This window comes from Luteolibacter pohnpeiensis (assembly GCF_016595435.1).
Taxonomy (GTDB): Bacteria; Verrucomicrobiota; Verrucomicrobiia; order Verrucomicrobiales; family Akkermansiaceae; genus Luteolibacter; species Luteolibacter pohnpeiensis.
On sequence record NZ_JAENIJ010000008.1, the window covers coordinates 77,810 to 98,524 of the forward strand.

At 53.5% G+C, this 20,715-nt stretch carries 21 protein-coding genes; 6 read left to right on the forward strand and 15 right to left on the reverse strand.

Annotated features, from left to right (window positions below; translation table 11 throughout):
- Window positions 1-18: 18 nt before the first annotated feature.
- From JIN85_RS06960 to dnaX, 10 genes are all read right to left on the reverse strand, one after another.
- Complete coding sequence (locus JIN85_RS06960) at window positions 19-420, reverse strand: hypothetical protein (RefSeq protein ID WP_200269017.1); 402 nt, start codon at window positions 418-420, stop codon at window positions 19-21.
- A 96-nt stretch (window positions 421-516) separates the two neighbouring features.
- Window positions 517-807: a hypothetical protein gene (locus JIN85_RS06965; RefSeq protein WP_200269019.1), complete on the reverse strand. Its 291-nt coding sequence runs from the start codon at window positions 805-807 to the stop codon at window positions 517-519.
- A gap of 43 nt (window positions 808-850) precedes the next feature.
- Window positions 851-2,080 carry an efflux RND transporter periplasmic adaptor subunit gene (locus JIN85_RS06970; RefSeq protein WP_200269021.1) on the reverse strand — a complete coding sequence of 410 codons (1,230 nt, stop codon included), beginning with the start codon at window positions 2,078-2,080 and terminating at the stop codon, window positions 851-853.
- A 101-nt stretch (window positions 2,081-2,181) separates the two neighbouring features.
- Window positions 2,182-3,567 carry an efflux transporter outer membrane subunit gene (locus tag JIN85_RS06975; RefSeq protein ID WP_200269023.1) on the reverse strand — a complete coding sequence of 462 codons (1,386 nt, stop codon included), beginning with the start codon at window positions 3,565-3,567 and terminating at the stop codon, window positions 2,182-2,184.
- 87 nt (window positions 3,568-3,654) lie between these two features.
- Complete coding sequence (locus JIN85_RS06980) at window positions 3,655-4,101, reverse strand: hypothetical protein (RefSeq protein WP_200269025.1); 447 nt, start codon at window positions 4,099-4,101, stop codon at window positions 3,655-3,657.
- Between the two features lie 21 nt (window positions 4,102-4,122).
- Window positions 4,123-5,226: a 3-isopropylmalate dehydrogenase gene (leuB, locus tag JIN85_RS06985; protein ID WP_200269027.1), complete on the reverse strand. Its 1,104-nt coding sequence runs from the start codon at window positions 5,224-5,226 to the stop codon at window positions 4,123-4,125.
- Window positions 5,227-5,287: 61 nt separating this feature from the next.
- Window positions 5,288-6,301 carry an endonuclease/exonuclease/phosphatase family protein gene (locus JIN85_RS06990; protein ID WP_200269029.1) on the reverse strand — a complete coding sequence of 338 codons (1,014 nt, stop codon included), beginning with the start codon at window positions 6,299-6,301 and terminating at the stop codon, window positions 5,288-5,290.
- A gap of 24 nt (window positions 6,302-6,325) precedes the next feature.
- Complete coding sequence (locus JIN85_RS06995) at window positions 6,326-6,631, reverse strand: YbaB/EbfC family nucleoid-associated protein (protein ID WP_200269031.1); 306 nt, start codon at window positions 6,629-6,631, stop codon at window positions 6,326-6,328.
- A 56-nt stretch (window positions 6,632-6,687) separates the two neighbouring features.
- Window positions 6,688-7,131 carry a DUF2238 domain-containing protein gene (locus JIN85_RS07000; protein ID WP_200269033.1) on the reverse strand — a complete coding sequence of 148 codons (444 nt, stop codon included), beginning with the start codon at window positions 7,129-7,131 and terminating at the stop codon, window positions 6,688-6,690.
- Window positions 7,128-8,705, reverse strand: coding sequence for a DNA polymerase III subunit gamma/tau (gene dnaX / locus JIN85_RS21655; protein ID WP_200269035.1), 1,578 nt, complete (start codon window positions 8,703-8,705; stop codon window positions 7,128-7,130). The genes JIN85_RS07000 and dnaX overlap by 4 nt, the downstream gene beginning before the upstream one ends.
- A 32-nt stretch (window positions 8,706-8,737) precedes the next feature.
- On the opposite strand from dnaX, the gene JIN85_RS07010 reads away from it, so the two are divergent.
- Window positions 8,738-10,369, forward strand: coding sequence for a glycoside hydrolase family 75 protein (locus JIN85_RS07010; RefSeq protein WP_200269037.1), 1,632 nt, complete (start codon window positions 8,738-8,740; stop codon window positions 10,367-10,369).
- 52 nt (window positions 10,370-10,421) lie between these two features.
- Here JIN85_RS07010 and JIN85_RS07015 read toward each other — a convergent pair whose 3' ends face one another.
- Together JIN85_RS07015 and JIN85_RS07020 are read right to left on the reverse strand one after the other, a co-directional pair.
- Window positions 10,422-10,823, reverse strand: coding sequence for a hypothetical protein (locus JIN85_RS07015; RefSeq protein WP_200269039.1), 402 nt, complete (start codon window positions 10,821-10,823; stop codon window positions 10,422-10,424).
- 88 nt (window positions 10,824-10,911) lie between these two features.
- Complete coding sequence (locus JIN85_RS07020) at window positions 10,912-11,670, reverse strand: hypothetical protein (RefSeq protein WP_200269041.1); 759 nt, start codon at window positions 11,668-11,670, stop codon at window positions 10,912-10,914.
- A gap of 521 nt (window positions 11,671-12,191) precedes the next feature.
- On the opposite strand from JIN85_RS07020, the gene JIN85_RS07025 reads away from it, so the two are divergent.
- Genes JIN85_RS07025 through JIN85_RS07035 form a run of 3 tightly spaced genes read left to right on the forward strand, consistent with a single transcriptional unit; the run spans window position 12,192 to window position 14,922 of the window.
- Window positions 12,192-13,394 (forward strand): RimK family alpha-L-glutamate ligase, encoded by a 1,203-nt coding sequence (locus JIN85_RS07025; protein ID WP_200269043.1) that lies wholly within the window; start codon window positions 12,192-12,194, stop codon window positions 13,392-13,394.
- On the forward strand, window positions 13,394-14,476 hold the full coding sequence (locus JIN85_RS07030; protein ID WP_200269045.1) for a succinylglutamate desuccinylase/aspartoacylase family protein: 1,083 nt from the start codon (window positions 13,394-13,396) through the stop codon (window positions 14,474-14,476). Before JIN85_RS07025 ends, JIN85_RS07030 begins: the two co-directional genes overlap by 1 nt.
- 8 nt (window positions 14,477-14,484) lie before the next feature.
- Window positions 14,485-14,922 (forward strand): ATP-dependent zinc protease family protein, encoded by a 438-nt coding sequence (locus tag JIN85_RS07035; protein ID WP_200269047.1) that lies wholly within the window; start codon window positions 14,485-14,487, stop codon window positions 14,920-14,922.
- Between the two features lie 2 nt (window positions 14,923-14,924).
- Here JIN85_RS07035 and JIN85_RS07040 read toward each other — a convergent pair whose 3' ends face one another.
- Window positions 14,925-16,292 (reverse strand): DUF4185 domain-containing protein, encoded by a 1,368-nt coding sequence (locus JIN85_RS07040; RefSeq protein ID WP_234047289.1) that lies wholly within the window; start codon window positions 16,290-16,292, stop codon window positions 14,925-14,927.
- Between the two features lie 10 nt (window positions 16,293-16,302).
- Here JIN85_RS07040 and JIN85_RS07045 point away from each other — a divergent pair, with 10 nt between their 5' ends.
- Both JIN85_RS07045 and JIN85_RS07050 read left to right on the forward strand, forming a co-directional pair.
- Window positions 16,303-17,169, forward strand: a complete 867-nt coding sequence (locus JIN85_RS07045; protein ID WP_200269049.1) for an aminotransferase class IV — start codon at window positions 16,303-16,305, stop codon at window positions 17,167-17,169.
- Between the two features lie 480 nt (window positions 17,170-17,649).
- Window positions 17,650-18,378 (forward strand): hypothetical protein, encoded by a 729-nt coding sequence (locus tag JIN85_RS07050; protein ID WP_200269051.1) that lies wholly within the window; start codon window positions 17,650-17,652, stop codon window positions 18,376-18,378.
- Between the two features lie 118 nt (window positions 18,379-18,496).
- Here JIN85_RS07050 and JIN85_RS07055 read toward each other — a convergent pair whose 3' ends face one another.
- Window positions 18,497-19,171 carry a response regulator transcription factor gene (locus JIN85_RS07055; RefSeq protein ID WP_200269053.1) on the reverse strand — a complete coding sequence of 225 codons (675 nt, stop codon included), beginning with the start codon at window positions 19,169-19,171 and terminating at the stop codon, window positions 18,497-18,499.
- On the reverse strand, window positions 19,168-20,712 hold the full coding sequence (locus tag JIN85_RS07060; RefSeq protein WP_200269055.1) for a sensor histidine kinase: 1,545 nt from the start codon (window positions 20,710-20,712) through the stop codon (window positions 19,168-19,170). The genes JIN85_RS07055 and JIN85_RS07060 overlap by 4 nt, the downstream gene beginning before the upstream one ends.
- Between the last annotated feature and the right edge of the window lie 3 nt (window positions 20,713-20,715).

Here is a 20,715-nt window from a genome sequence, read left to right on the forward strand (position 1 = left end):
TGTCAATCCGTGGATCGATCAGGCCTGAATATTTCGTCGCTGACGGACCTCCATCAGGGTGGGTTCGCCGCAATAAGGGCAGCGGAAATTGCCTTTGAAGGTGATGGAGGTGGCGACGCGGAGCTTGTAGCTGCCCATCAGTTTTTTCGCGTTGCGATGGCGCGAACACGCTTTGTTGGCGAGCGATGGCGTGAGGCAAAGCGGACAACGGGCGCGCGCTGCGCTTGCCCATTGGATCAACGCAAGAATGATGCCCACCAAAAGCAAGCCGAGGCTGATCAAGGTGAGTTCCATTTTTTCAGCGAAAATCGAGTAGCCCAAGAGAACGATCGATACCGGGAACAAAACGAAATTGATCAAAATCAGCATCGCCGAGAGCCGGAAGCGATGGACAACAGAAGCAGATGGGAGTCGGTGCATGATACGGGATTCAGCGAAACGGGCTGGAAAAATTTACCCGATGAGGCAACGGGTCAATGTGAAACAGTTGATTCGTCGTGAAGATGCGTTGGAATTCTAAAACAATTCGCCCTCAGATGGCGGGATTTGCGGTTCACTCGGTTTTCCTGCAGCGAGTTTGTCGAGGCGCGCCAGGACTTCGAGAGTTGGTGCCTGGCGGCCATTCAGGATGGATCGTAGTCTTCGCCGCCAAACGTCGACGTCGCCGCCTTCTTCACGAGCGAAAATGTGGGCGGCTTGTGAAATCATGCCACTGCCAGAGAACTGCTTGCGGGTTCGGCGTACCCACGCGTCGAGAAAAGGGTCCGGACGTTTTTTCTTCGGTTGATCCGATTTTTCCTCAGACATGGATACGATCAGGCAAATAGCGCCGCAACAGAGCGTTAGAAATTTAGGAATCCTCGGATTCTTGTTTCGGAAGCTCCGCTGCAGTTTGCGGATAGATGATCTCCACCGGCGCTCCATTCGGGGCGTAAGGCAAGCGGGATGTGGCCAGCCAGCTTCCTACTTCCAGGCCATCGCGGATCACGAGAATTTGGTCCGTGGACCAAATGGCTTTGATTTCCTTGCGCTGGATTTTCGGCATTTGTGGATCGTCCCGGTTGATCAAAAATACCCGGTTGACTCCTCGCAGAGCGGTTCGCGGCAAGACGAAGACATCTTTCAGGACTTTTCCCTGAATGCTGGCGCGCACGGGTTGGCCGATGCGCAATTGCGGGCCGCCGTTGATGAGGCCGAATGGATCATCAATTCTCGCAATGGCAAACAGTTCGCGGGAAGTCGGATCGAGTGTGCCTTCGCTGCGGACGATTTTTGCTTTCCACTCGTGTTTGCCGAGTGTGCCAGGAGCGGTCAGGGCATCCGTCAGGGTGACATCAAGCGTTGGATCGTCATCCCGGGTCGGCAGATTGATGAATTGGAGCTGGGAAGGGGTCAAAGGCAGGCGGACCTCAGCGGTATCCGTGGCAAATATTTCACCAAGCTGGGTGGTTCCATTGATCGATTGACCGAGGCCAACCAGGCGGGATTGGACCCGGCCGGCGAATGGCGCACGGATTTTGGCCCGTTCCAAATTTCGGGTCGCACGCTCAAGCTCAGCCTGCGCAGCTGTCACATTGGCATTTGCTTCCTTCAGCTGTGGAATTCGCAGAACCAGCGGGGATGGCGCTTCTTCGTAGCCGATGTCTTCCCAGTTGAGCCTGGCTTGTTTCGCGCTGGCTTCTTCCTGAGCGAGCGCGGCTTCAGAGCGGGCTAGTGTCGATTTTGCCGAGGTGAGATCGGCCTGCAAATCCGCGGGATCGAGTTCGGCCAGAATGTCGCCTTTTTCAAAGAAAGCTCCGTCTTCGAAGGTTGGATTGATTTTGGTGATCACCCCGGAAACCATCGCCGTGAGCGGGGTCGTGTGGTGTGCCTGGACGGTGCCCTGGCTTTCCAGGCTGACCGGGAAATCGGAGCGACTCAGTTCCAGATGCTCCGTTTTCAGTCGCAATGGCGGACGTGGTTGTGGGGTCGGGGCTTTGACCGGGATACCCAGCCACGACCAAGCCGCGTAACCACCGGCAAGGATGGCCACGGGAATGGCAATGCGAATCAGAAGATGAGACTTGGGAGCAGAGGGCATGAGCAGCGCGTCGGGATGATTACGAGCGGAGTTCCCAGCGACTTTCGTTGAAAAAATGCAGAAAGGCGAACTGGAATATCCCGCAGATTTGTCCTGAAAGGTCAGGGTTGGGTTTCAAAGTCGCCTCCTAGGGCGAGGTGGAGATCGATGCGGTTTTGCAAACGCTGATTTCGCAGGCGGATCATACTGGCGCGGGCATTGTTGGCACGTCTTTGCGCTTCGAGCACCGAAAGGATGTCTGGATTGATGCCTTCCGAATAGTCGCGCTCAGCTTGTTTTTCGGCGAGAGTTGCCTGTTCCAGCTCGGAGTTGAGGAACTTTTCTTGTGCTCCCAATGACACATCGGCCGATAGCGTGGCTTCCACTTCCTGAAAGGCCTCGAGGGCAGTTTGAGTGTAATCCTGGATGGCGGCTTCATTTTGAGCCAATGCCGAGCGGGCCTCGGCAGAAACGGCTCCGCCCTCGGTGATGACCTGGTCTACGCTCGCGGCGATGGTCGAAATCAGCAGATCCGGATTGAGAAGCTGGGCGAATCGGTCGGTGGGGGTTCCCGCGCTTCCCGTGAGTGAAAAACTCGGCAACAACGCTTTACGAGCCACGTCCGCACGTTTGGCGCTGGCCATGACCCGCGCGCGAGCGGCTGCCAAGTCGGGCCTTCTTTCCAATAACTGGGAGGGTAATCCAGCTGGAACATTCGGTGGTAAAACCGGCAAATCGTTATCGGTGCGAATGCTGCCCGATGGATAGCGCCCGAGTAGCAATTCCAAGGATCTGGCGGCACTTTCGCGCGACTGCTTTTGACTTTCCAAGGTGCGCTTGGCGGATGAGACGTTGGTCCGGCCGAATTGAATGTCCAGCGCGCCCTCACCGGTGCCGATGTAGTTGCGCTCGATGATCCGGAGGTTGCTCTCGTAGGACTTGAGTGTGAGCTCGGCCAATGAGACTTCTTGCTCAGAGGAAATCAGATTGCACCAAGCCTTCGCAGTATTTGCGGCAAGAGACAGTCTTGCTCCGCGGAAATCTTCTTCGGCTGCCCGGAGATCGGCTTCCGATGCCTTGGTCGCATCGCGCAACCTGCCCCAAAGATCGGGCTCCCAGCGGGCGGACAGGGTTAGGCCGTAGCTCTCGCTAGTGGTTCTGGGCGAGCTGCCATTTTCAGAACTGGTCAGGGAAGCATTGCCGCCGAGGCCTACCGATGGACGTTGCCGGGCGCGTGTGGTGATCAAGGATTCCCGTGCTGCTCTCAACCGGGCGGACGACGCTTTGAGGTTTCGGTTATGCTCCAGGGCCTCATCGACCGTTTGGGTCAGCTCCCTGGATTGGAAGGTTTTCAGCCAGCCGGTGGAAATGGCCTTGTCCTTCCCAGAACTGGCTGCAGCCCAGCTTCCGGGAGTCTGAATGGGAAATTGTTCAACGGGTTTCGCAAAGCGGAATTGTTCGCAGCCGCCGAGCAACAGGGGAATGATGATTAAGGTGGGAAAGCGCACGGATCGGGGCCGATACGTGAGGGGCGGGACAAATAATTCAAGAAAGAACGGCCGGAAAGGCTTCGATTTGGCGGGCGGCACAGTCCGTTACCGATTCAGCAGCATTGAGTCCCAAACCAGGTACCGACGCGCGGTTTCGTCCGGTTCGGCGACGAATTTGCGCAGCAGCGCATCGGCCTCGGCTTGCTGGTCAGCTGGAACCTTGCCATTTCGGAATAACAAGTTGAGCTCGGCGGAAGCCGGCAAATTGGAGGTGCAGCCTCTCGATTTCATCCCGAGAACGGTGCGAAACGAGCCGGTATTTTTCCATTTTCCTGCGATGGAAATGCCTTGTCGCTTGGCGGATTCCGTAGCCCAGGTCGGGCTGATCCGATCCGCGCCGAAGATGAAGAATGCGTAGCGGACCTGTGTCCGAGTGGCTCCGGTGACCGTGTTGATCGAGTAAGTTTCGTCGCGGGCCGATGCCAGGATCAAAACCGCGAGAAACACGGTGAAACCGATCGTGATCCAATCCGCTTTGTTCGACCGAGACATCGCGGAATTGGATCAGGTTTTTCAGAAGCGTTCAAGGATCGCATCGGTCATGCCGACTGTGCCCACCTTGGTTTCTCCATCGCGTCCGGTGGCGATGTCACCCGTGCGGAAGCCGTCGGCGATTGCAGCCGCGACTGCTGCTTCGACTGCATCGGCCGCTTCCGTTTCACCGAGCGAGAAGCGCAGCAGCATCGCCAACGAAAGGATCTGCGCGATCGGGTTGGCGATTCCTTGGCCGGCAATATCCGGGGCCGAGCCGCCGGATGGTTCGTAGAGGCCGAAGTAGAGGCCGTCCTCGCGCTGGTTGCCGAGCGAGGCGGATGGCAACATGCCCAGCGAGCCGGAAATCATGGCCATTTCATCGGAAAGAATGTCGCCGAACAGGTTTTCGGTGACCAGCACGTCGAATGAGCCAGGACGTTTGATCAGCTGCATCGCTGCATTATCCACATACATATGAGAAAGCTCGACTTCCGGGAATTCTTTCGCAATTTCCAGAACCGTTTCGCGCCACAGGACGGAGGATGCCAGGACGTTCGCTTTATCAACGGAAAGCAGCTGTTTTTTGCGCCCCATCGCGGCGGTGAAGGCGACGCGAACGATACGTTCGATCTCGCTCTTGTGGTAAATCATCGTATCCAGAGCGACGGGTTCGCCGTTTTCCTCATGGCGGCCTTTTGGCGAGCCGAAATAGATGCCGCCTGTCAGTTCGCGCACGCAAAGCACGTCGAATCCATCGGCGATGAGTTCCTGCTTCACTGGCGATGCATGGGTGAGTGCAGGCAAGCAAACTCCAGGGCGAAGGTTGGCAAATAGACCGAAATGCTTGCGGATGGGAAGCAGTGCACCGCGTTCTGGTTGCAGATCAGGCGGCAGATTTTCCCATTTGGGGCCGCCCACGGAGCCGAACAAGATGGCCTGGGCTTTTTCGCAAGCAGCTACCGTTTCCGGCGGAAGCGGATGGCCGGTGGCATCAATGGCGGCGCCGCCGACCGGGTGCGCGGTGCGGGTCACGGTAAAGCCGAATTTCGCTTCAGCGGCTTCGAGCACGCGCACGGCCTGGTCCATGACTTCGGGGCCGATGCCGTCTCCGGCGAGAATGGTGATGGTGTGGTTGCGTGGCATGGGGCGGAGAAAATGACCGCCAGCTGCCGAACTGGCAAGATGAAGAATCGGCTTCCAAAAATCAGGGCTGAGGCGGACAGTTGAACAAATAGTCAGCCACCACAAACCGGTGATCGGAATGACGCGTGGTCACCGCCCGACAGCGCACCGGCGTGAAATGCGAAGTTGAGAAGAGATGGTCGATGCGGAGGATCGGCACGCGCCGCTGGAACGTGTTGCCCCAGCCTTTGCCTACCGCCGTGAAGGCATCGGTAAGCTCCGCGGGAATGTAGCGCATGACTTGATCGTTGGCGGGTGCGTTGAAATCACCTCCCAAAATCACAGGCGTCTCCGGGAACGAACTGGTTTCGTAAAGCTGCGAGAGAATCCCGTTCAGCTCGTTCCTCCGCAGCACGCGATTTTCCCGGTGCTCCCGCCACGCTCTCGGCTGCCACAGGCGAATGTCCGTTGCGGCGGTAAGTAGGTGCAAATTGACGATTTTAATTTCACGTCCATCCGGCATCACCACGGTTACTTCCTGACTGGCTTTCGAGTGAATCAGCGGCTCCTGCTTGAATTTCCAGCGAGTGATCACTCCGTTGTCGAAAAAGGTCCGAATCTGGGCGTCTTTGCCGTAAAGTTCGGTGGCGACGTGACGCACGCTTTTCGGCAAAGTCTGCTGAAATAAAACGATGTCTGGATGCCAGACGGCGATATCTGGCGTGGGATCGCCAAAGTTGAATTGCGCGCAATTGATCGTGAGAACCCGTAATACTGGCTCGCCTTTAAAGGGTTGTGGGATTCCGGGTTGCGGAGCTTCGCGATGGAGGTTGGTGAGGACCTTCGCCTCATCCGCGCCTACCAAAAGGGTGACAACCCAGATAAAACTGACGATCAGTGAGAGGGAGGCTCGCAGGGAATAGTAGGCGAGGGAGGAAAGAACCAGCCCGATGCCTCCCCAAACCCAGATCGGGATCACCGTTACCGCCGCAAACCGATCCGGTTGGCGTGAGTAAAGAACGACGGTAGCTGCATGCAGCAGCAGGGACGATCCCACCAGAAACCATCCCAGACTGCGGCGGAACGAAATGTGCATGATGGTGATGCCGCAAGATGCAGATCACATGCCGGGAATGCCGAGACCGCCGGTGAGTTTTTTCATTTCGGCAGCTGCCTTTTCTTTGCCTTTGGCAATGGCTTCACGCACGCCTTTCAGCACGAGATCTTCGAGAAATTCGACATCGGATGAGTCCACGACGGATGGGTCGATTTTGATGGCAAGCACGTCCCCGGCGCAGGTGGCGATGACGTTGACTTTGCCGCCGCCGGATGAGGCTTCGACGGTTTGGATGGCGAGTTCTTCTTGTTTGGCGGCAAGCCCGGCCTGCATGTCCTGGGCTTGTTTCATCAATTTGGCGATGTTCATGGTATCAGATGAGTTCGGTTGAAATAGGGTAAGGGAGCCGGTGGATTACCGGCAGGTCACCGTGTGGGTGTTGGCTTTGCCAATCTTGCCCGACTGCGTGCCAGAAGAAAGCACAAGATGGCGGTCGTCGTCGAGCATCCAAGGAAGCCGTTGAGTAGATCCATCATCGTCTCCTGAAGCGACTTCTGAATGTTGCTGGAAAAGGTCAGATCCATTAAAAATTCGACGATGTCCCAACAAAGTGCAGCGGTGCAACCGGCCAGAAATGCGATCGCAATTCTGCCGACTGGCGTTATTTGTCCGATCCAGCGACCAAACAATGGCAGGCTTTTCCATGCAAAAAAACAAAAGGCCAGGCCGCCGGAATAGTGGTTCCACCAGTCGATTTGGGTCCGATACCCACGAATATTGAGAAATTCGTGCAAAATCAGCACCAGTGCCGGAGCCCAGGCACCAGTCCTTTTAAGAAATTCGAGGATGATTGCCGCCAGCCGCGTCATCTTAGGATTTTGCCTTCAAATTTCTCAAGGGCGGACTGGATCAGCGGATCTTGGTGAAATGCGTCGTCAATGGGCGCAGCTGCTGGCGCGGGTTCAGGTTCGGCGGCTTTTTTCGGTTCTTCCCAAGGTGCTGGCTCGGGTGCCGCTGGTGGCTCGCTTTCCTCAGGTGCGGCTGCGATCAGGGAATCCAGTGCACCGATGGCTCCGCCAATGGGTTTGCTTCGTTTGGGCTCAGATTCGACGACAATGGTAGCCGGTGGAGCCGGTGCTGCAGACTCAGGTTCGGGTTCGGGTTCGGGCGTGGCTGGGGGCGCGTCGGTAGGAGTTTCACTCGTTGTGGCTTCTACCGGAGCGGGTTCTTCCGGTGCAGCTGTGCTCGCTGGAGCACTTGGTGGTGTCTGCTCCGTTTGGACTGGGCGAGGTTCTGGGACAGGGATGAAATCCGCGCCTCGGGTGAGCACTTTGATCACGTCGGTGATCCGGACTTCGCCGAGAGTTTGGATCGATTTGATGACTCCGAGCTCGAAGTGCAACCGCTTGTTGGTCGCCCATTTCATCCGGCCTTCGGTTTCGGCAAAAACGTCAATTGCCGCCAAAATCCGGTCTGGCGGGTATTCGTCGGCAGCCTCAAGCAAGGCATTCCACAAATCCGCAGGAATGCCTTCGCCATCGGCAGTGGGATCGAGTTTCGCAACCAGCAAGGCACGCAGGCAGCCGATGAGTTCGCCCAGCAATTGGCTGAGCTCGCGGCCGGTTTCCGCTTCTTTCTGGATCAGGGAAAGCGCAGCTGGAGTTTCTCTCGATAGCAGACAGCCAGTGAGTTGGGCGACTTTTTCGCGGGAGGTGAAACCGAAAATATCCAGCACGTTTGCTTCGGTGATGGTTTCGCCACAGAACGCCACCAACTGGTCCAGCATCGATTGCGCATCGCGCATGCCGCCGTCCGCGCCCTTCGCGATCGCCCACGCAGCCGTGGCTTCCAGGGTGATGCCTTCTTCGGCGGCGATGTGCTGCAAGTGCGCGGCAATCGTTTCCGTTGGGATCGGCCGCAGATCGAAGCGCTGGCAACGGGAAATGATGGTCGGAAGGATTTTGTTCGCCTCGGTGGTGGCGAAGATGAACTTCACGTGTGGTGGCGGCTCTTCCAGAGTCTTCAACAGGGCGTTGAAGGCTGCGTTGGAAAGCATGTGAACCTCGTCAATGTAGTAAATTTTGAATTGGCCGCGGGCTGGGGAGAAGCGGACGGATTCGCGCAGATCGCGCACCTGCTCCACGCCGTTGTTTGAGGCACCGTCGATTTCCAGCACATCGAGCGACCGGCCTTCGGCGATTTCCTGGCAAATATCCTCGTCCGGATCAAAATCGATTTTTGGACCACCCGTGCAATTCAGAGCTTTCGCCAGAATCCGTGCGGTTGAGGTCTTTCCGGTGCCGCGCGGACCGACGAAAAGATAGGCGTGTGCCAAGCGATTCTGGGCAATGGCGTTGCTTAGCGTACGGACGACATGATCCTGACCGAGGACATCGGCGAATGTTTTGGGACGATATTTGCGGGCGAAGACCTGATAGCTCACGCGTCGAGTGTAGGGATGGGGAACGGTTTGTCATGGCTGACTTTCCAGAGAGCGGAAATTTTGCCGGATTTTCGATTCTGTCTCGAAGTTCTATTGATGGTGACGAGAAGGCTGCTACGCTATGCTTCATGGAAGATCAGCAACGCGGCAACCGACGGAAAACCAAGAGATTTTCGTGGATCGCTGCGGGCTTTTTGCTGCTGGGAGTGGCATTTTTGGTGACGCTTTTGTCGCCCATTCCGGGCAAAGTTAAACGAGGGTTGAAGGAGATTTTTGCCCCCAAACCGGTGGTGATGTCCGCCGCCAATGAAGACCTCCTGCGTCAAGCGGAAGAGCGAATCCATGCGGAAATGGAAGAGGAGTATGAGCGCAAAATTGCGGAAATCCGCAAGCAATTGGAGTCAGACGCAACGCCACCTCCTGCCGTCACCAGCTCGCAACTTGGCACCGTGACCGATGTCCGCCAACTGCGCTCAGGTATTCCATTCAAAACGGAACTGAATCTCCTCAAGGGCGAAACCGCTTCGAAAGAACGGGTGTCTGACGATAGTTACGTGGCTTCTTATCAGCTCACGGTGAAAGTCCCCGCGCCAGCGAAGACAGTTGCGGAATTGGAGCAGAGTAACCCGAATCTTTCCAAGATGCTTCCCGGATTGACCGGATTGGTTGAAAAAGGAGAGGTATCCAGTTGGTTCTACAAGCTTTACGATAAAAAAACAGCACGTATCCGAACCGATGCGAATCGACTCTCGGAATTGCTTTCCAAACACAATCTCTACGACTGTGAAACGATCCTGCAACTTCGCTCCGAATCAGGGCGCCGGGTGTTTTTCCTCCAGGCCGAGATGGATGTCGTTTCGGATGGGTCGGATGGTGATCGTTTGCCGAAGATGCCGGATTCCATCGTAAATTCGACCTACTACCAGCCCTACACCAGTTTCGGTTGGCCGAAGCAGACGAGGACTCCGAATCCGATGATTGTGGGGTTCGAGCAAAGAATTGCCGGTGCTGAAAAAGAGATCGCGGACAAAACAACCACGGCAGAGCGTAAAAAATGGCTCCAGAGCCGCATCGCGATGCTGAAGCGTGGCATCGTGGACATGAAGGGACGTAGCTTCCTGATTGCCGAGTATGACCCGTTCATCGTGATTCCGCAGGACATCATGTCCACGAAGGGTGATCCATTTGCGCCATCTGCTGGAGATTTCGCGGTGGTTGTATTCGGCGACAAATTATATCCAGCGATCGTGGGTGATGCAGGACCGACCTATAAGGTGGGCGAGGCTTCACTCCGTTTGGCCAAAGAGATCAATGCCAGAGCATCTTCCTACAGTCGGCCTGTATCAGATTTAAAAGTGAGCTATGTGGTCTTTCCAGGCAGCCGCGATAAGGATCGGGTCCCTCCCGATTATGATCATTGGCGGCAACGATGCTATGAGTTGCTGCAGGAAATCGGCGGTATTGGCACCGGGTTTGAGCTGCATCAATGGCAAAACCTGCTCCTTCCGCCCGCGCCGCCTGACGTGCCTCCAGCTGCCCCTGAGCCACCACCGGTCGTTGTTCCAACACCTCCGGCGGTCGGAACTCCTCCGGTTGAAGCTTCACCTTCCGGAACGCCGCCTGCGAGTGAATCAACTCCGCAGCCGGATGCTGGAAACGAGTAATTCAACCGAATGAACGGCAGTGTGGATCAAAACTCGGCTTCGAGTGGAGATCTCAACTATCCAGCTTGGCATCGTCTTCTTCCAACATCCGCCGCAGCCGCTCGGCTTGTAGGTAGCGCAACACGCGAAACATCAAAATGACGCAAATCAAGGCAACCGAGCTTTCGAAGAGGGGAGCAGGTCCGTCATGTCTGGTTCCGCTAAAATAGCCGGGAAGTTTCGCGACATTCGCCAGCCCGCGGGCAGCACCGAGCAATGAGACCACTCCAGCTCCGATGACTCCGTGCCAGTGGGTTTGCGACCGAATCGCGAACAGACCACAGATCAGCAATCCGCCGCCGAGTTGGAGTGCACCGGTCAAAAATCCCGTTGCAGGTGCGCGCTCCAGAAAGCGCATGGCAAAAAATCCGAGAGCAATGATGGTTGCGCTACTGAGAAAAATAGGGAGCCGCATGCCGCAAACGGAATGGATCGGAAGACTCCTGGCAAGCGGAGGATGATCCTAAATCACTTTTCCCAAGTCCCTGCGGACATCACCGCAGCTATTTGCGAAGCCCATGACGCTGCGAATTGGGCAGATCGACCGCCTGGACCGCAAAGCGGGAGGATGGTGAGGCAGTTCCATCACCTGTGACTGCCAGGAAGCGAAGCGAAAAGGGGCTTCGTTGTAGATCAGGTCCGCACATGGCGAGGGCAGGGGTAGGACTGAGATTCTCTCCGTAATAGTAAAATCGCACCTCGAGCGGAGCAGACAGGTTTCCGGTGAATAAAGATTCGAAATGGTAAAAATTCGTTCTGCTAACTGCCCCGGATGAAATCATGCCGAAGGCCTCTCCACCTCGGCATTTCACCATAGGCGACTCAAATTGGTCAAAACTGGTTCGAATCTCGAAATTGCAACCTGGCAGATCGACAGCCTGGCGTTTTGCTGATGAGAGTGAGGCGATCACGTAGTCCAAGCTGCGAAGCGCAGCCCGAGGATCAAATTTCAGTGATATGTAATAGTCCTCATCGAATGCGGTGAGATCTTTATAGTTGTTAATCCTATAAGTGTAGTAGTCACTCGGTGCTATTGGATTTACCTCAGATGCTTGGATCCAGCTAAGGTCTAATCCTACTGCTGAGTAATCGTTTGATCCAATTCCCCAACCGTTTTTTGTCGGAGATTCATAATCAGACAATGGTCCAAGCGGCGCGAATACCCATCTCCCGGAAATGGCTTCAATCCCGGTTGATTCGTCGAGTGATGAATATGGAAAGCCTGTTGCCATCCGATACAAGCGGGGATTTGTTAATTTCATGCAGAACGGGGAAAGTAATGATTGTGATCAGTAACTTTTGAATGATCCAAATAGCTTTCTGATAGATGATTCAAGGTATCAGCTGAACAGGTCAAAAAGGTCAATGAAATAGAGAATAAATCAGATTTTCACCTAGCGTTTTTGCTGTGTGAATCTGATATATGAAATGAAGTTTGAGTTAGATAACGAATTGGCAGGTAGATAGTTGAATCTAGGTGTGGATGTAGTGGTTAGATGATTTGCTGGAAGGCATTCGCTGTAGGGGTGCTGATGCAGTTCAATGCCTCTGGTAGGTGTGCAATTTAATAACTGTTACTTACTCTTTTCGATGTCATTTGACTCAAGAATGCAAGAAATTATTATGCTTATATGCAATTTGCGGATACGATTCAAATGTTTGTCTATCTGCTGTTTAAGTGGATCTATGGCTTGAGATCTCCCTTTGCTTTGACTCTATTAGGCAATGGTCTTATGAAACGGTATCGGGATGAGTCATCACGGAATGACACCGAGTTGTTGTTATGAAACTTTCCATTTTGTCCTGTTCGCCGAAGTGTTACTCCACCCGCCGACTCGTTGAAGCGGGTCGAAATCGAGGGCATAAAATCGAAGTCCTTAATACGCTTCGGCTTACCATCGGGCTCGATCACGGAACGCCGGAGCTTTATTACCACCGCAAGATCCTCAGGACGCCCGATGCGATTCTTCCGCGGATCGGCACATCCATCACACGCTACGGCACTGCCGTAGTTCGACAGTTTGAGCAGATGGATGTCTTCACCCCGAACACGGCGGCTGGGATTGGAAATTCGCGGGACAAACTGCGCAGCCTGCAAATTCTCTCCCGGCACGACGTGGGAATCCCCTTGAGTGCCTATGTCGATGACAAGCGCGATGTGGAAGATGCATTGCAGCGGGTGGGCGGAGCGCCGGTGATCATCAAACTGCTCGAAGGAACCCAAGGCGTCGGAGTGATTTTGGCCGACAAACTGGAAATCGCGAAGGCGATCATCGAGACCCTGCACAGCACCAAGCAGCAGGTGCTGTTGCAGAAATTCGTAGCCGAAAGCAAAGGCAAGGATGTTCGAGCCTTCGTGATCGGCGATCGGGTCGTGGCTGCGATCCGGCGGACTGCTCAGGGACAGGAATTTCGCTCAAATGTTCATCGCGGTGGCAAAGCGGAGATGATCCAGCTGGATTCGGTGTATGAAGAGGCCGCTGTGCGCGCGGCTCAAATCATGGGATTGCGGATTTGCGGCGTCGACATGCTCGAAGGTGCCTCGGGCCCGCAGGTGATGGAGGTGAACTCTTCCCCCGGCCTGGAGGGGATCGAAGGGGCGACGGGCTTGGACATTGCCGGGGAAATCATCGATTACATCGCGGATCAGGTGAAATTTCCAGAAATCGATATCCGCCAGCGACTTACCGTCAGTCGCGGCTATTCAGTGGCAGACATCAACATTCCGGAAGGAAGCCAGTTCGTCGGCGTGACCATCGATGATACCGGGTTGCGGGAGCTGGATGTTGTGGTGCTGACGCTTCGCCGAAAAGGCATGGTCATTTCCAATCCGAAGGGATCCCGTGTTCTGGAAGCAGATGATTCCTTGCTCTGCTACGGCAAGTCCGAGCACATGAAAGGCCTGATCCCGACGAAACCGAAAAAGCGACGACGGGTCAAAAAGCTGGAGCCGAGCCCAAAATCCACCACTGACCCGAATCCCTGATGAGCCGAAAATCGAGCGACATCGGAACATGGGGGGCGAGTGAAATTGCGCCGGGTGAGCGCAAGCGACTCCGATTGGAGATCGGAAAAAACTTCAGTGGCTCCAGCGTCACGCTGCCGCTCATGGTCTGGCGTGCGCCCGAGGACGGTCCGGTCGTCGGTATCACGGCGGCGGTCCATGGAGATGAAATCAATGGAACGGGAGCCATCCGCCGACTGATTCAGGAACCGCCTTTTACCCTGACTCACGGCACGCTCATTTTGGTTCCTGTGGTCAATATCATGGGGTTTGAGCGACATAGCCGCTACATGCCGGATCGACGGGATCTGAACCGATGCTTTCCCGGCAGTTTGCATGGCAGTCTGAGCTCCCGATTGGCCCGGGCGGTATTCGATCAGGTCGTCGGCCGTTGCGACTATTTGATCGACCTGCACACGGCGGCGGTTCGTAGGACGAATTTTCCCAACGTCCGGACGGATTTTGACGAGCCCGAGTGCGCTAGGCTCGCACGCGCCTTTGGTTGCGAAGTCATCGTTAACAGCGCCGGGCCGGATGGCTCTCTGCGGAAAGCCGCGGTGAAAAGCGGCTGTCCCACCATCGTGCTGGAGGCGGGTGAAGTTTGGAAAGTGGAGCCGAGCGTTCAGGAGCTGACTTTGCGCGGCATTTCCAATGTGCTGGCAGAGTTGCAGATGACCGGCGGAGTTTGTGAGCCGCCACCGCATCAGGTCATTGTTCGTGAAACACGCTGGATCCGTTCCGAAAGCGGGGGCTTCCTGCACTTTCATGTGGCTCCGGGAGATGCGGTAGCTGAAGGGCAGGCGGTGGCGAGCAGCACCAACCTCCTCGGTTCAGAAATGGAAATCATCCGCAGCCCGCTCGCGGGAGTCGTGATGGGAATGACTACGATGCCCGCCGTAGGACCAGGCGATCCTGTGGTGCATATTGCTTTGCCGTCCGATGCCAAACAACAGCTGAAATTGGAGAAAAGCATTGATAATCTGGACTCGGATACGATTGAAATTCAGCTGCGCGAACACCTCGCTACGAATATTGTGGTGAACGTCCTCGAAGAAAATTCCTAACAATTCCCATGATCATCGGCTGGAGAGAATGGATCGAGCTTCCGGAATGGTCGCTGCGCATGCGGGCCAAGGCGGATACGGGCGCACGCAGCAGCGCGATCGATTGCGCTGAAATCGTCGAACTGCCGAACGATCGGGTGCGATTCACTGTTCGGTTAGATCGGAAACAAAAAAAACTGATCACGCTCGAGGAGCAGATCAAGTTCCGCAAACGCGTCCGCAGCAGCACGGGCGATGGGAATGACCGGATTTTCGTCGAGACCACGCTGAGGCTTGCCGGTGTCGAAAAGAAAATCGTGATGAGCCTGGTGAGCCGCAAGACCATGATTCATCGCATTCTGTTAGGGCGCGAGGCACTAGGGGATGATTTTTTAGTCAACAGCGCCGTCGACCATTGGGCTACGCCGCGCAAGCGCGGCAAATCCGCGCCGCCCGCAGAAAATTGATCTCAGTTTTCCGAGCCCTTGAGCTTTGGGTCATCCAGATCGAGTCGATACATGATCTGGTTGTAATCGTATTTCGCGGTTGGGACCGGGTTTTTCGCAAAGGTTGTGGTGTAGGTTCCTTCGAACAAAATGTAGGGCGCCTTTTCCGGAACCAATTCGGCATGAAGAAGGGGATTGTAGAAGGTGTAGTTGTCGTGGCTCAGCACCTTCGTCGCTGGGCCCCAGGGGCCGAGAGGTGAAGTGGCTTCCGCATACCAAATTTCGCCGAGATAGGACGAGTCGCCACCGTTCTGAGTGTAAATCGTGATCCAACGATCCCGATATGCGTTCCAAGCCACGGATCCACGGTGTGCGGGAACCGGCTTTCCATTCTCTGCTGAAACCGGAGCCTTTGGCGGCTCGATTTTTTTCCAGCTGGATGCATCGCTCCAACCCTCGAACGTTGCCGGGCACTGAAATGTGGGAAAGGGATCGCCTAACAAAAGCATGTCTTTGAATAAAACCGGGTGCCCGCGGGGAATTAAATCCGGCATGGCATCGCCCTCTTTCCAAAGGACCCGGTATGGCTTGAACTGTTCGGATGGATCATCCCACACGCACAGGCCGACTTCATATTCCGACAGCGAGTTTTTGATTTTTGAATAGGTCGCGACCAAGTGCTCGCGACCCGATTTATCGGGTAGGCTGACGATTGCACTGAGCCAAGTTGGTCCGTCGCCGGTCATTGGTGCGACTCCGCGTGGCTTCCCATTTTTATCGCGATAGAGGTCGAATTCCAAGGCAAGGGGAGCCTCGAATTTTTTCAATGGATGGAGCGGTGTGGTCGCGGCCGATGAATCAAAAATGCCAAGCGGGTAACCGGGCATCGACGTGTCGCCCCAGAGCCAGAACAGTTTTCCGTGATAGGGTGCCACCAGAACCGAGTCACAACCCATGATGCCGGATTCAGGAATCAGTGGTTTGGGGCTGTTGGAATAGAGTCCCGCGCCCGTGAGGCGGCCAAGCCGTTTGGCAATGATCTGGCGGTCGATTTCGACCCGGAGATGTTTCCCGGCTTCGGGTGTGCAGCGAAATCCTTGGTACCCGAGCCCGTCGGGTTTCAGCCCGTAGCCGTGGCTTTTCAGGCTGAGCCAGATTTCATGGTCCTGCAGCTCAGGATCGGAAATCGCAACCATTCCGAGGTTGTCCGTAACGAATTTTTCTTGGTGGGTGGTTTGCAGCTCGACGAGCGGAACCGGCCAACCGTTTTCACGATCGACGATCTGAATTCGAAACGGTTCCGCAGCTTGAACACCTACGGCCAACCCCAAAATTACTGCTAAAAAACGCATGGCTGGGGCATACGTGACAAATGGAGGCAGATGTTTCAATTTTACATCTTTGAGAGATCCGACAACATCGCCAGGAATGGTGACGCTGTGGCAAGATGGGCGATGGATCAAAGAGGGAGAATTCTCGATCAATCCTGGCGATCGTGGCTTGCTGCACGGTCTAGGGTTGTTCGAGACGATACTCGCGGTTGATGGCAACCCGAAATTTCTCGGAAAGCATCTTCGCCGACTTCGGGAATCCTGTCAGCGATTGGGCTGGAAATCCCTCGAGTATTCTTTCGAGTCCATCATTCGCGAGCTTTTGCAGCGGAATCAGCTCGAAATCGGCAGGGCGAAAGTAAGGCTCGCCCTCACGGCCGGCAGCGGATCAATCCGGGACTTGAACTCGGGAGCCAATCGATCCGTCTGGCTGACGGCAGAGGCTGCTGGAACCGAAATGGAATCGATAGCCGTTGATATTTCGCCCTGGGTCCGCAACGAAAGATCACCCCTCAGCGGACTGAAATGCGCGTCCTATGCCGAGAATCTACTGGCACTGGAACACGCCAGAAATGCCGGTTTTGAGGAAACGCTTTTTTTGAATACCTCTGGTAAAGTCTGTGAGGCAGCGACGGCCAATGTGTTCGCAGTGGTTGCAGGTAAGCTTTTTACGCCTCAACTCTCATCGGGATGTCTTCCCGGCATCACCCGGGCAGTGGTGCTTGAGCTTGCCAGGCAACTGGGAATCGACGCTCGCGAGGCTGATATTGATCTCGGAACCTTGGTTTCTGCGACAGAAGTTTTTCTAACTTCTTCAGTGCAAGGCCCGGTCCCGGTATGTCGTATCGGCGAGCGCCGCCTGGCGATTGGGACCCTATTCCATCGCATTCGTGGGGCATGGACAGGTAGGGTTGAGCCCAATTCTGAATGGAGATGAGTGAGGCGTTTGCTTTTCAGTAAATTGAAGAAGATGGCCGAATTTTTACATGGCTGATGCAGCGCAAAATGCCGAGCACCGTGAAGCCGGGATCGCTTAAGAAGCGGCAATCGAGCGGTTTTGTGAGTCAGGGTAAAGTTCTTCGATTGGGTGAAGAAATGTGTCGTATTGGGCGTTACCAACTCGTAGATTACAGGCATTGAGTCAATTTGTGAGGTGCCTGGCAGATCAACGTTTTCCGTCATATAGCATTAATTAAATAATGGTTATTGCGTGGGTATTTCAGTATTATTAATTGCAATGATTATTGGATTAATAACAGTCTTTAAATATTGAAAAAAGCTTGACAGAGATGGTCCTGCTTTTAAAGGGGGGGATATGAAAAAATGTAGCTTGGTGTTCCTAATATTTTTGACTTTCTCAAGCTTTGTTCGATGTGAAGAGAGTTTTTCTATTAATTACAGCGACGTATATGTATTAGTGCTTTCGAAAGCAACGGCTGATGATGCAACGACCGATGATGCAACGACCGATGAGAAAAGTAATTTATTGTGCGCCATGGTTAATGGTAATCCTGTTGCAGTGTTTGATTCAGGAGAACCGTTTGGTGTGAGAATAAATCAATTCTTGAAGGAAGGGGTTAATAAAATATATTTATCTCATAAGAAAGGTGAGATATGGAAGGTTTCAGTCATTAAGAGTAATATATTAAATCCGTATGAAGTCATTAAGTCGGAGGAGTTTTCTGGTGATAAGACCTCATTTGAAATGAATGTGAATCCTTCTGTTCATTGGGAACTTCCAATATTTCATAGTAATATCAAAGATTCTGATCTGAATGATGGGTCAATATGCAAGTTTTTATCAGGATTGCCCTCTTTGGATAAAGCTAATTTTTATCAAGTTGAGATATGTGGGGTTTTACTGTGGTCGATGAAATGCTACGATAGCAGTTCTGAGGATATGAAAAATATTAAGAAATCCTATTATGAAAAACTAAAAGGATTTTTCAATCAACTTGAATCCCTTCATGATGGTGATTTGAACATCGTCAAGGGTAAAAATTTAATTTATCTCTATACGTCAACTGAAAAGATTGATGGTAAGGAATGTCCGTATTTCATGAAGATGAAAGATGATTCAGGGGGAGTTATATATCTGCCGCCATTAACTCTATATAGACGCTACGATCAATGGTGGCTTTGGTGATTTAAATGAAATAGTATTTATTATTTGTTTGATGATGTTATACGTTGTAATTTGATGGTTTATAATATACCTAATCTAGGTATTCCTATATTTTTATTTAAAATTCTTTAAACTACGATTATGGGTAACGGTATCCCACGCCACGAACCGTCTGAATCCATCGAGGTGTTGATGGATGATGCTCCAACTTCTTACGGAGGTTGAGTATGTGCTGATCGAGAGTTCTCGATTCCGGATAATATTCCATTCCCCAACAAGTATTGAGCAATTCATCACGGGTTACGACTTCACTTTGCCTGGCGATTAGAAGTTGTAGGATCTTTATCTCGCGATCGGTTAAATCAATCGCGCCATTGCCGTGGTTCTCTGCAATGAGGCGCTTGGGATAAATCACCCAATCACCGAATGGAAAGCTACCTCCGGTTGGTATTGATTCGTTACGTCGGGTGACTGCGCGAATCCTGGCGAGCAGTTCGTGTTTGCCGAAGGGCTTTCGCACGAAATCGTCGGCTCCAAGCTCAAGCCCCAGGACGACATCGACTTCTTCAGATTTTGCCGATAGAAAAAGAATGGGAATAGACCGATTGGCTTTTCGGATGCTACGGCAAACGTCGTAGCCACTGGCTCCGGGCATCATGATGTCCAGCAGGATGATCTCCGGGCGATGATGGTCCCAGGTATGAATGGCTTCAGTGCCGTCCATTGCTGTTGCAACCTCATAACCTTCGTCCTCCAATAGTTCCTGGATGGTGGTGCGCGTTACGGGATCGTCCTCTGCAAGAAAGATCTTCATGGGATGTCGTCATGGGTAAAGCTGCATGGAAGGGTGAGTTCGAAACTTGCTCCTTCAGTGGTGGATAGAAGATCGAGTGTTCCTCCTGCACGGATTGCGAGTTCTCTTGAAATGGCAAGACCGAGCCCGGTGCCACTGGCTCCTTCGGTAGTTGTCTCGTAAACTCGCTCGAATGGCAGAAAGATTCTTTCTGCTGCCTCTCTTGGAATGCCGGGGCTATCGTCACATACTTGCACTCGATATCGGCCAGATTTGATGCCGCTCTGTATGCTGACCTTGGCATTTAGACCGGCATATTTTTCAACATTTGAGAGCAAATTGCTGATAATTTGGGTGAGGACATCCTTGGCGATGGAAATCCTATCGGGACCATCATTTTCGAAAGAATAATGGATGCCTTTCCGTCCAAAAAGTGGGGCGAAGTTTACAAGGATTTCCCGGATCACCCGCGATGGATCGCATAAAGTGAGTTGAGTTTCTAAACAGCCATGATCGAGTTTTGCGAAGGTAAGAACATTGTCGACAATTCGTCCAAGTCGACCGGTTTCTTCACGGATAAGCCTGAGCCGTTGATTCAGTTTTTCATCGTTGGATGATTGATCGATAGCGACATCGGTATTGAGAAGGATGTTGGTGAGAGGGGATCGAAGTTCGTGGGAAACCCGGTTCACAAAGCTGACACGCTGGTCTGCGGCAAAGGCAGCTTTGCGTTGATTCGAAGCACTCCAAAACCCGCCGGAAATGAGGAGAATGGTTAGAGTTACTGTAGCCGTAACAGATGGAACTTGGTAGATTACGGTTTCTTTGATCGGAAACCAACACTTTAACTGCCAATCCCCGAAGCTCGAAACATGCCTCAGCGTTTCATCGGGTGGGCGTTTCGGTGGTTTCGGCGAGGTTTCTGATATAATCTTTCCATCGGGGCCGACCCATTGAACTGAACCAGGAATTTTATTCAATTCGGCCGCTTGAAGTGATGGCAACATATTCTTGAAAACGATTGCTCCTGCTTGGGTCGGATCAAGAATGAGTATCACAGCCATGGAGCGATTTCCTTTTGCATAAGCCAATGGCTTTCCTGGTGTACGGATGAAGTCGCCGTGGCTGGATAAAATTGAATCTTCGAAAACCCACTCAGCCGGGTTATTCTTTTCATGTTTCTCCAAAACCGGGCGGATTGTTGGATGCTCCTGAAAAGAGGCATGGGCATGGGGCTCTTCCGGTTTGGAAGGAATCAGATAACTCCGTTGAATCACGCCTACTGCGGTGGGAATTCTAGCATTCCCACTATTTGCTGGATTTTCCTTCAGGCTTATATCGGCTTCCTCTTCCAATGCCTGCTGCCATAGCGGTTCCATTTCATCGATTGCGATGATCGCTTGGCGGAAGCTGTCATCGATTTGATTTCCGACGGGAGGCAAAGTTTGTCGATTGATTTTACGTGATAGGAACAAACCTCCCGTAAGCACACACGCCGCCAGCAAGCCTGCGATGAGGATCGTCAGGCCGCCGGGTTGAGTGATGAATCGAATGTGCTTCAACGG

What these genes read in the sequence shown, in the direction of transcription:
- JIN85_RS07015 (WP_200269039.1), bottom strand. Translation starts at nt 10,823, where the DNA reads ATGCGGCTCCCTATTTTTCTCAGTAGCGCAACCATCATTGCTCTCGGA.
- JIN85_RS07000 (WP_200269033.1), bottom strand. Translation starts at nt 7,131, where the DNA reads ATGACGCGGCTGGCGGCAATCATCCTCGAATTTCTTAAAAGGACTGGT.
- JIN85_RS06990 (WP_200269029.1), bottom strand. Translation starts at nt 6,301, where the DNA reads ATGCACATTTCGTTCCGCCGCAGTCTGGGATGGTTTCTGGTGGGATCG.
- JIN85_RS06970 (WP_200269021.1), bottom strand. Translation starts at nt 2,080, where the DNA reads ATGCCCTCTGCTCCCAAGTCTCATCTTCTGATTCGCATTGCCATTCCC.
- JIN85_RS07020 (WP_200269041.1), bottom strand. Translation starts at nt 11,670, where the DNA reads ATGAAATTAACAAATCCCCGCTTGTATCGGATGGCAACAGGCTTTCCA.
- JIN85_RS07055 (WP_200269053.1), bottom strand. Translation starts at nt 19,171, where the DNA reads ATGAAGATCTTTCTTGCAGAGGACGATCCCGTAACGCGCACCACCATC.
- JIN85_RS06965 (WP_200269019.1), bottom strand. Translation starts at nt 807, where the DNA reads ATGTCTGAGGAAAAATCGGATCAACCGAAGAAAAAACGTCCGGACCCT.
- JIN85_RS07035 (WP_200269047.1), top strand. Translation starts at nt 14,485, where the DNA reads ATGATCATCGGCTGGAGAGAATGGATCGAGCTTCCGGAATGGTCGCTG.
- JIN85_RS06995 (WP_200269031.1), bottom strand. Translation starts at nt 6,631, where the DNA reads ATGAACATCGCCAAATTGATGAAACAAGCCCAGGACATGCAGGCCGGG.
- JIN85_RS07025 (WP_200269043.1), top strand. Translation starts at nt 12,192, where the DNA reads ATGAAACTTTCCATTTTGTCCTGTTCGCCGAAGTGTTACTCCACCCGC.
- JIN85_RS07030 (WP_200269045.1), top strand. Translation starts at nt 13,394, where the DNA reads ATGAGCCGAAAATCGAGCGACATCGGAACATGGGGGGCGAGTGAAATT.
- JIN85_RS06960 (WP_200269017.1), bottom strand. Translation starts at nt 420, where the DNA reads ATGCACCGACTCCCATCTGCTTCTGTTGTCCATCGCTTCCGGCTCTCG.
- JIN85_RS06980 (WP_200269025.1), bottom strand. Translation starts at nt 4,101, where the DNA reads ATGTCTCGGTCGAACAAAGCGGATTGGATCACGATCGGTTTCACCGTG.
- JIN85_RS07010 (WP_200269037.1), top strand. Translation starts at nt 8,738, where the DNA reads ATGGCTGACTTTCCAGAGAGCGGAAATTTTGCCGGATTTTCGATTCTG.
- leuB (WP_200269027.1), bottom strand. Translation starts at nt 5,226, where the DNA reads ATGCCACGCAACCACACCATCACCATTCTCGCCGGAGACGGCATCGGC.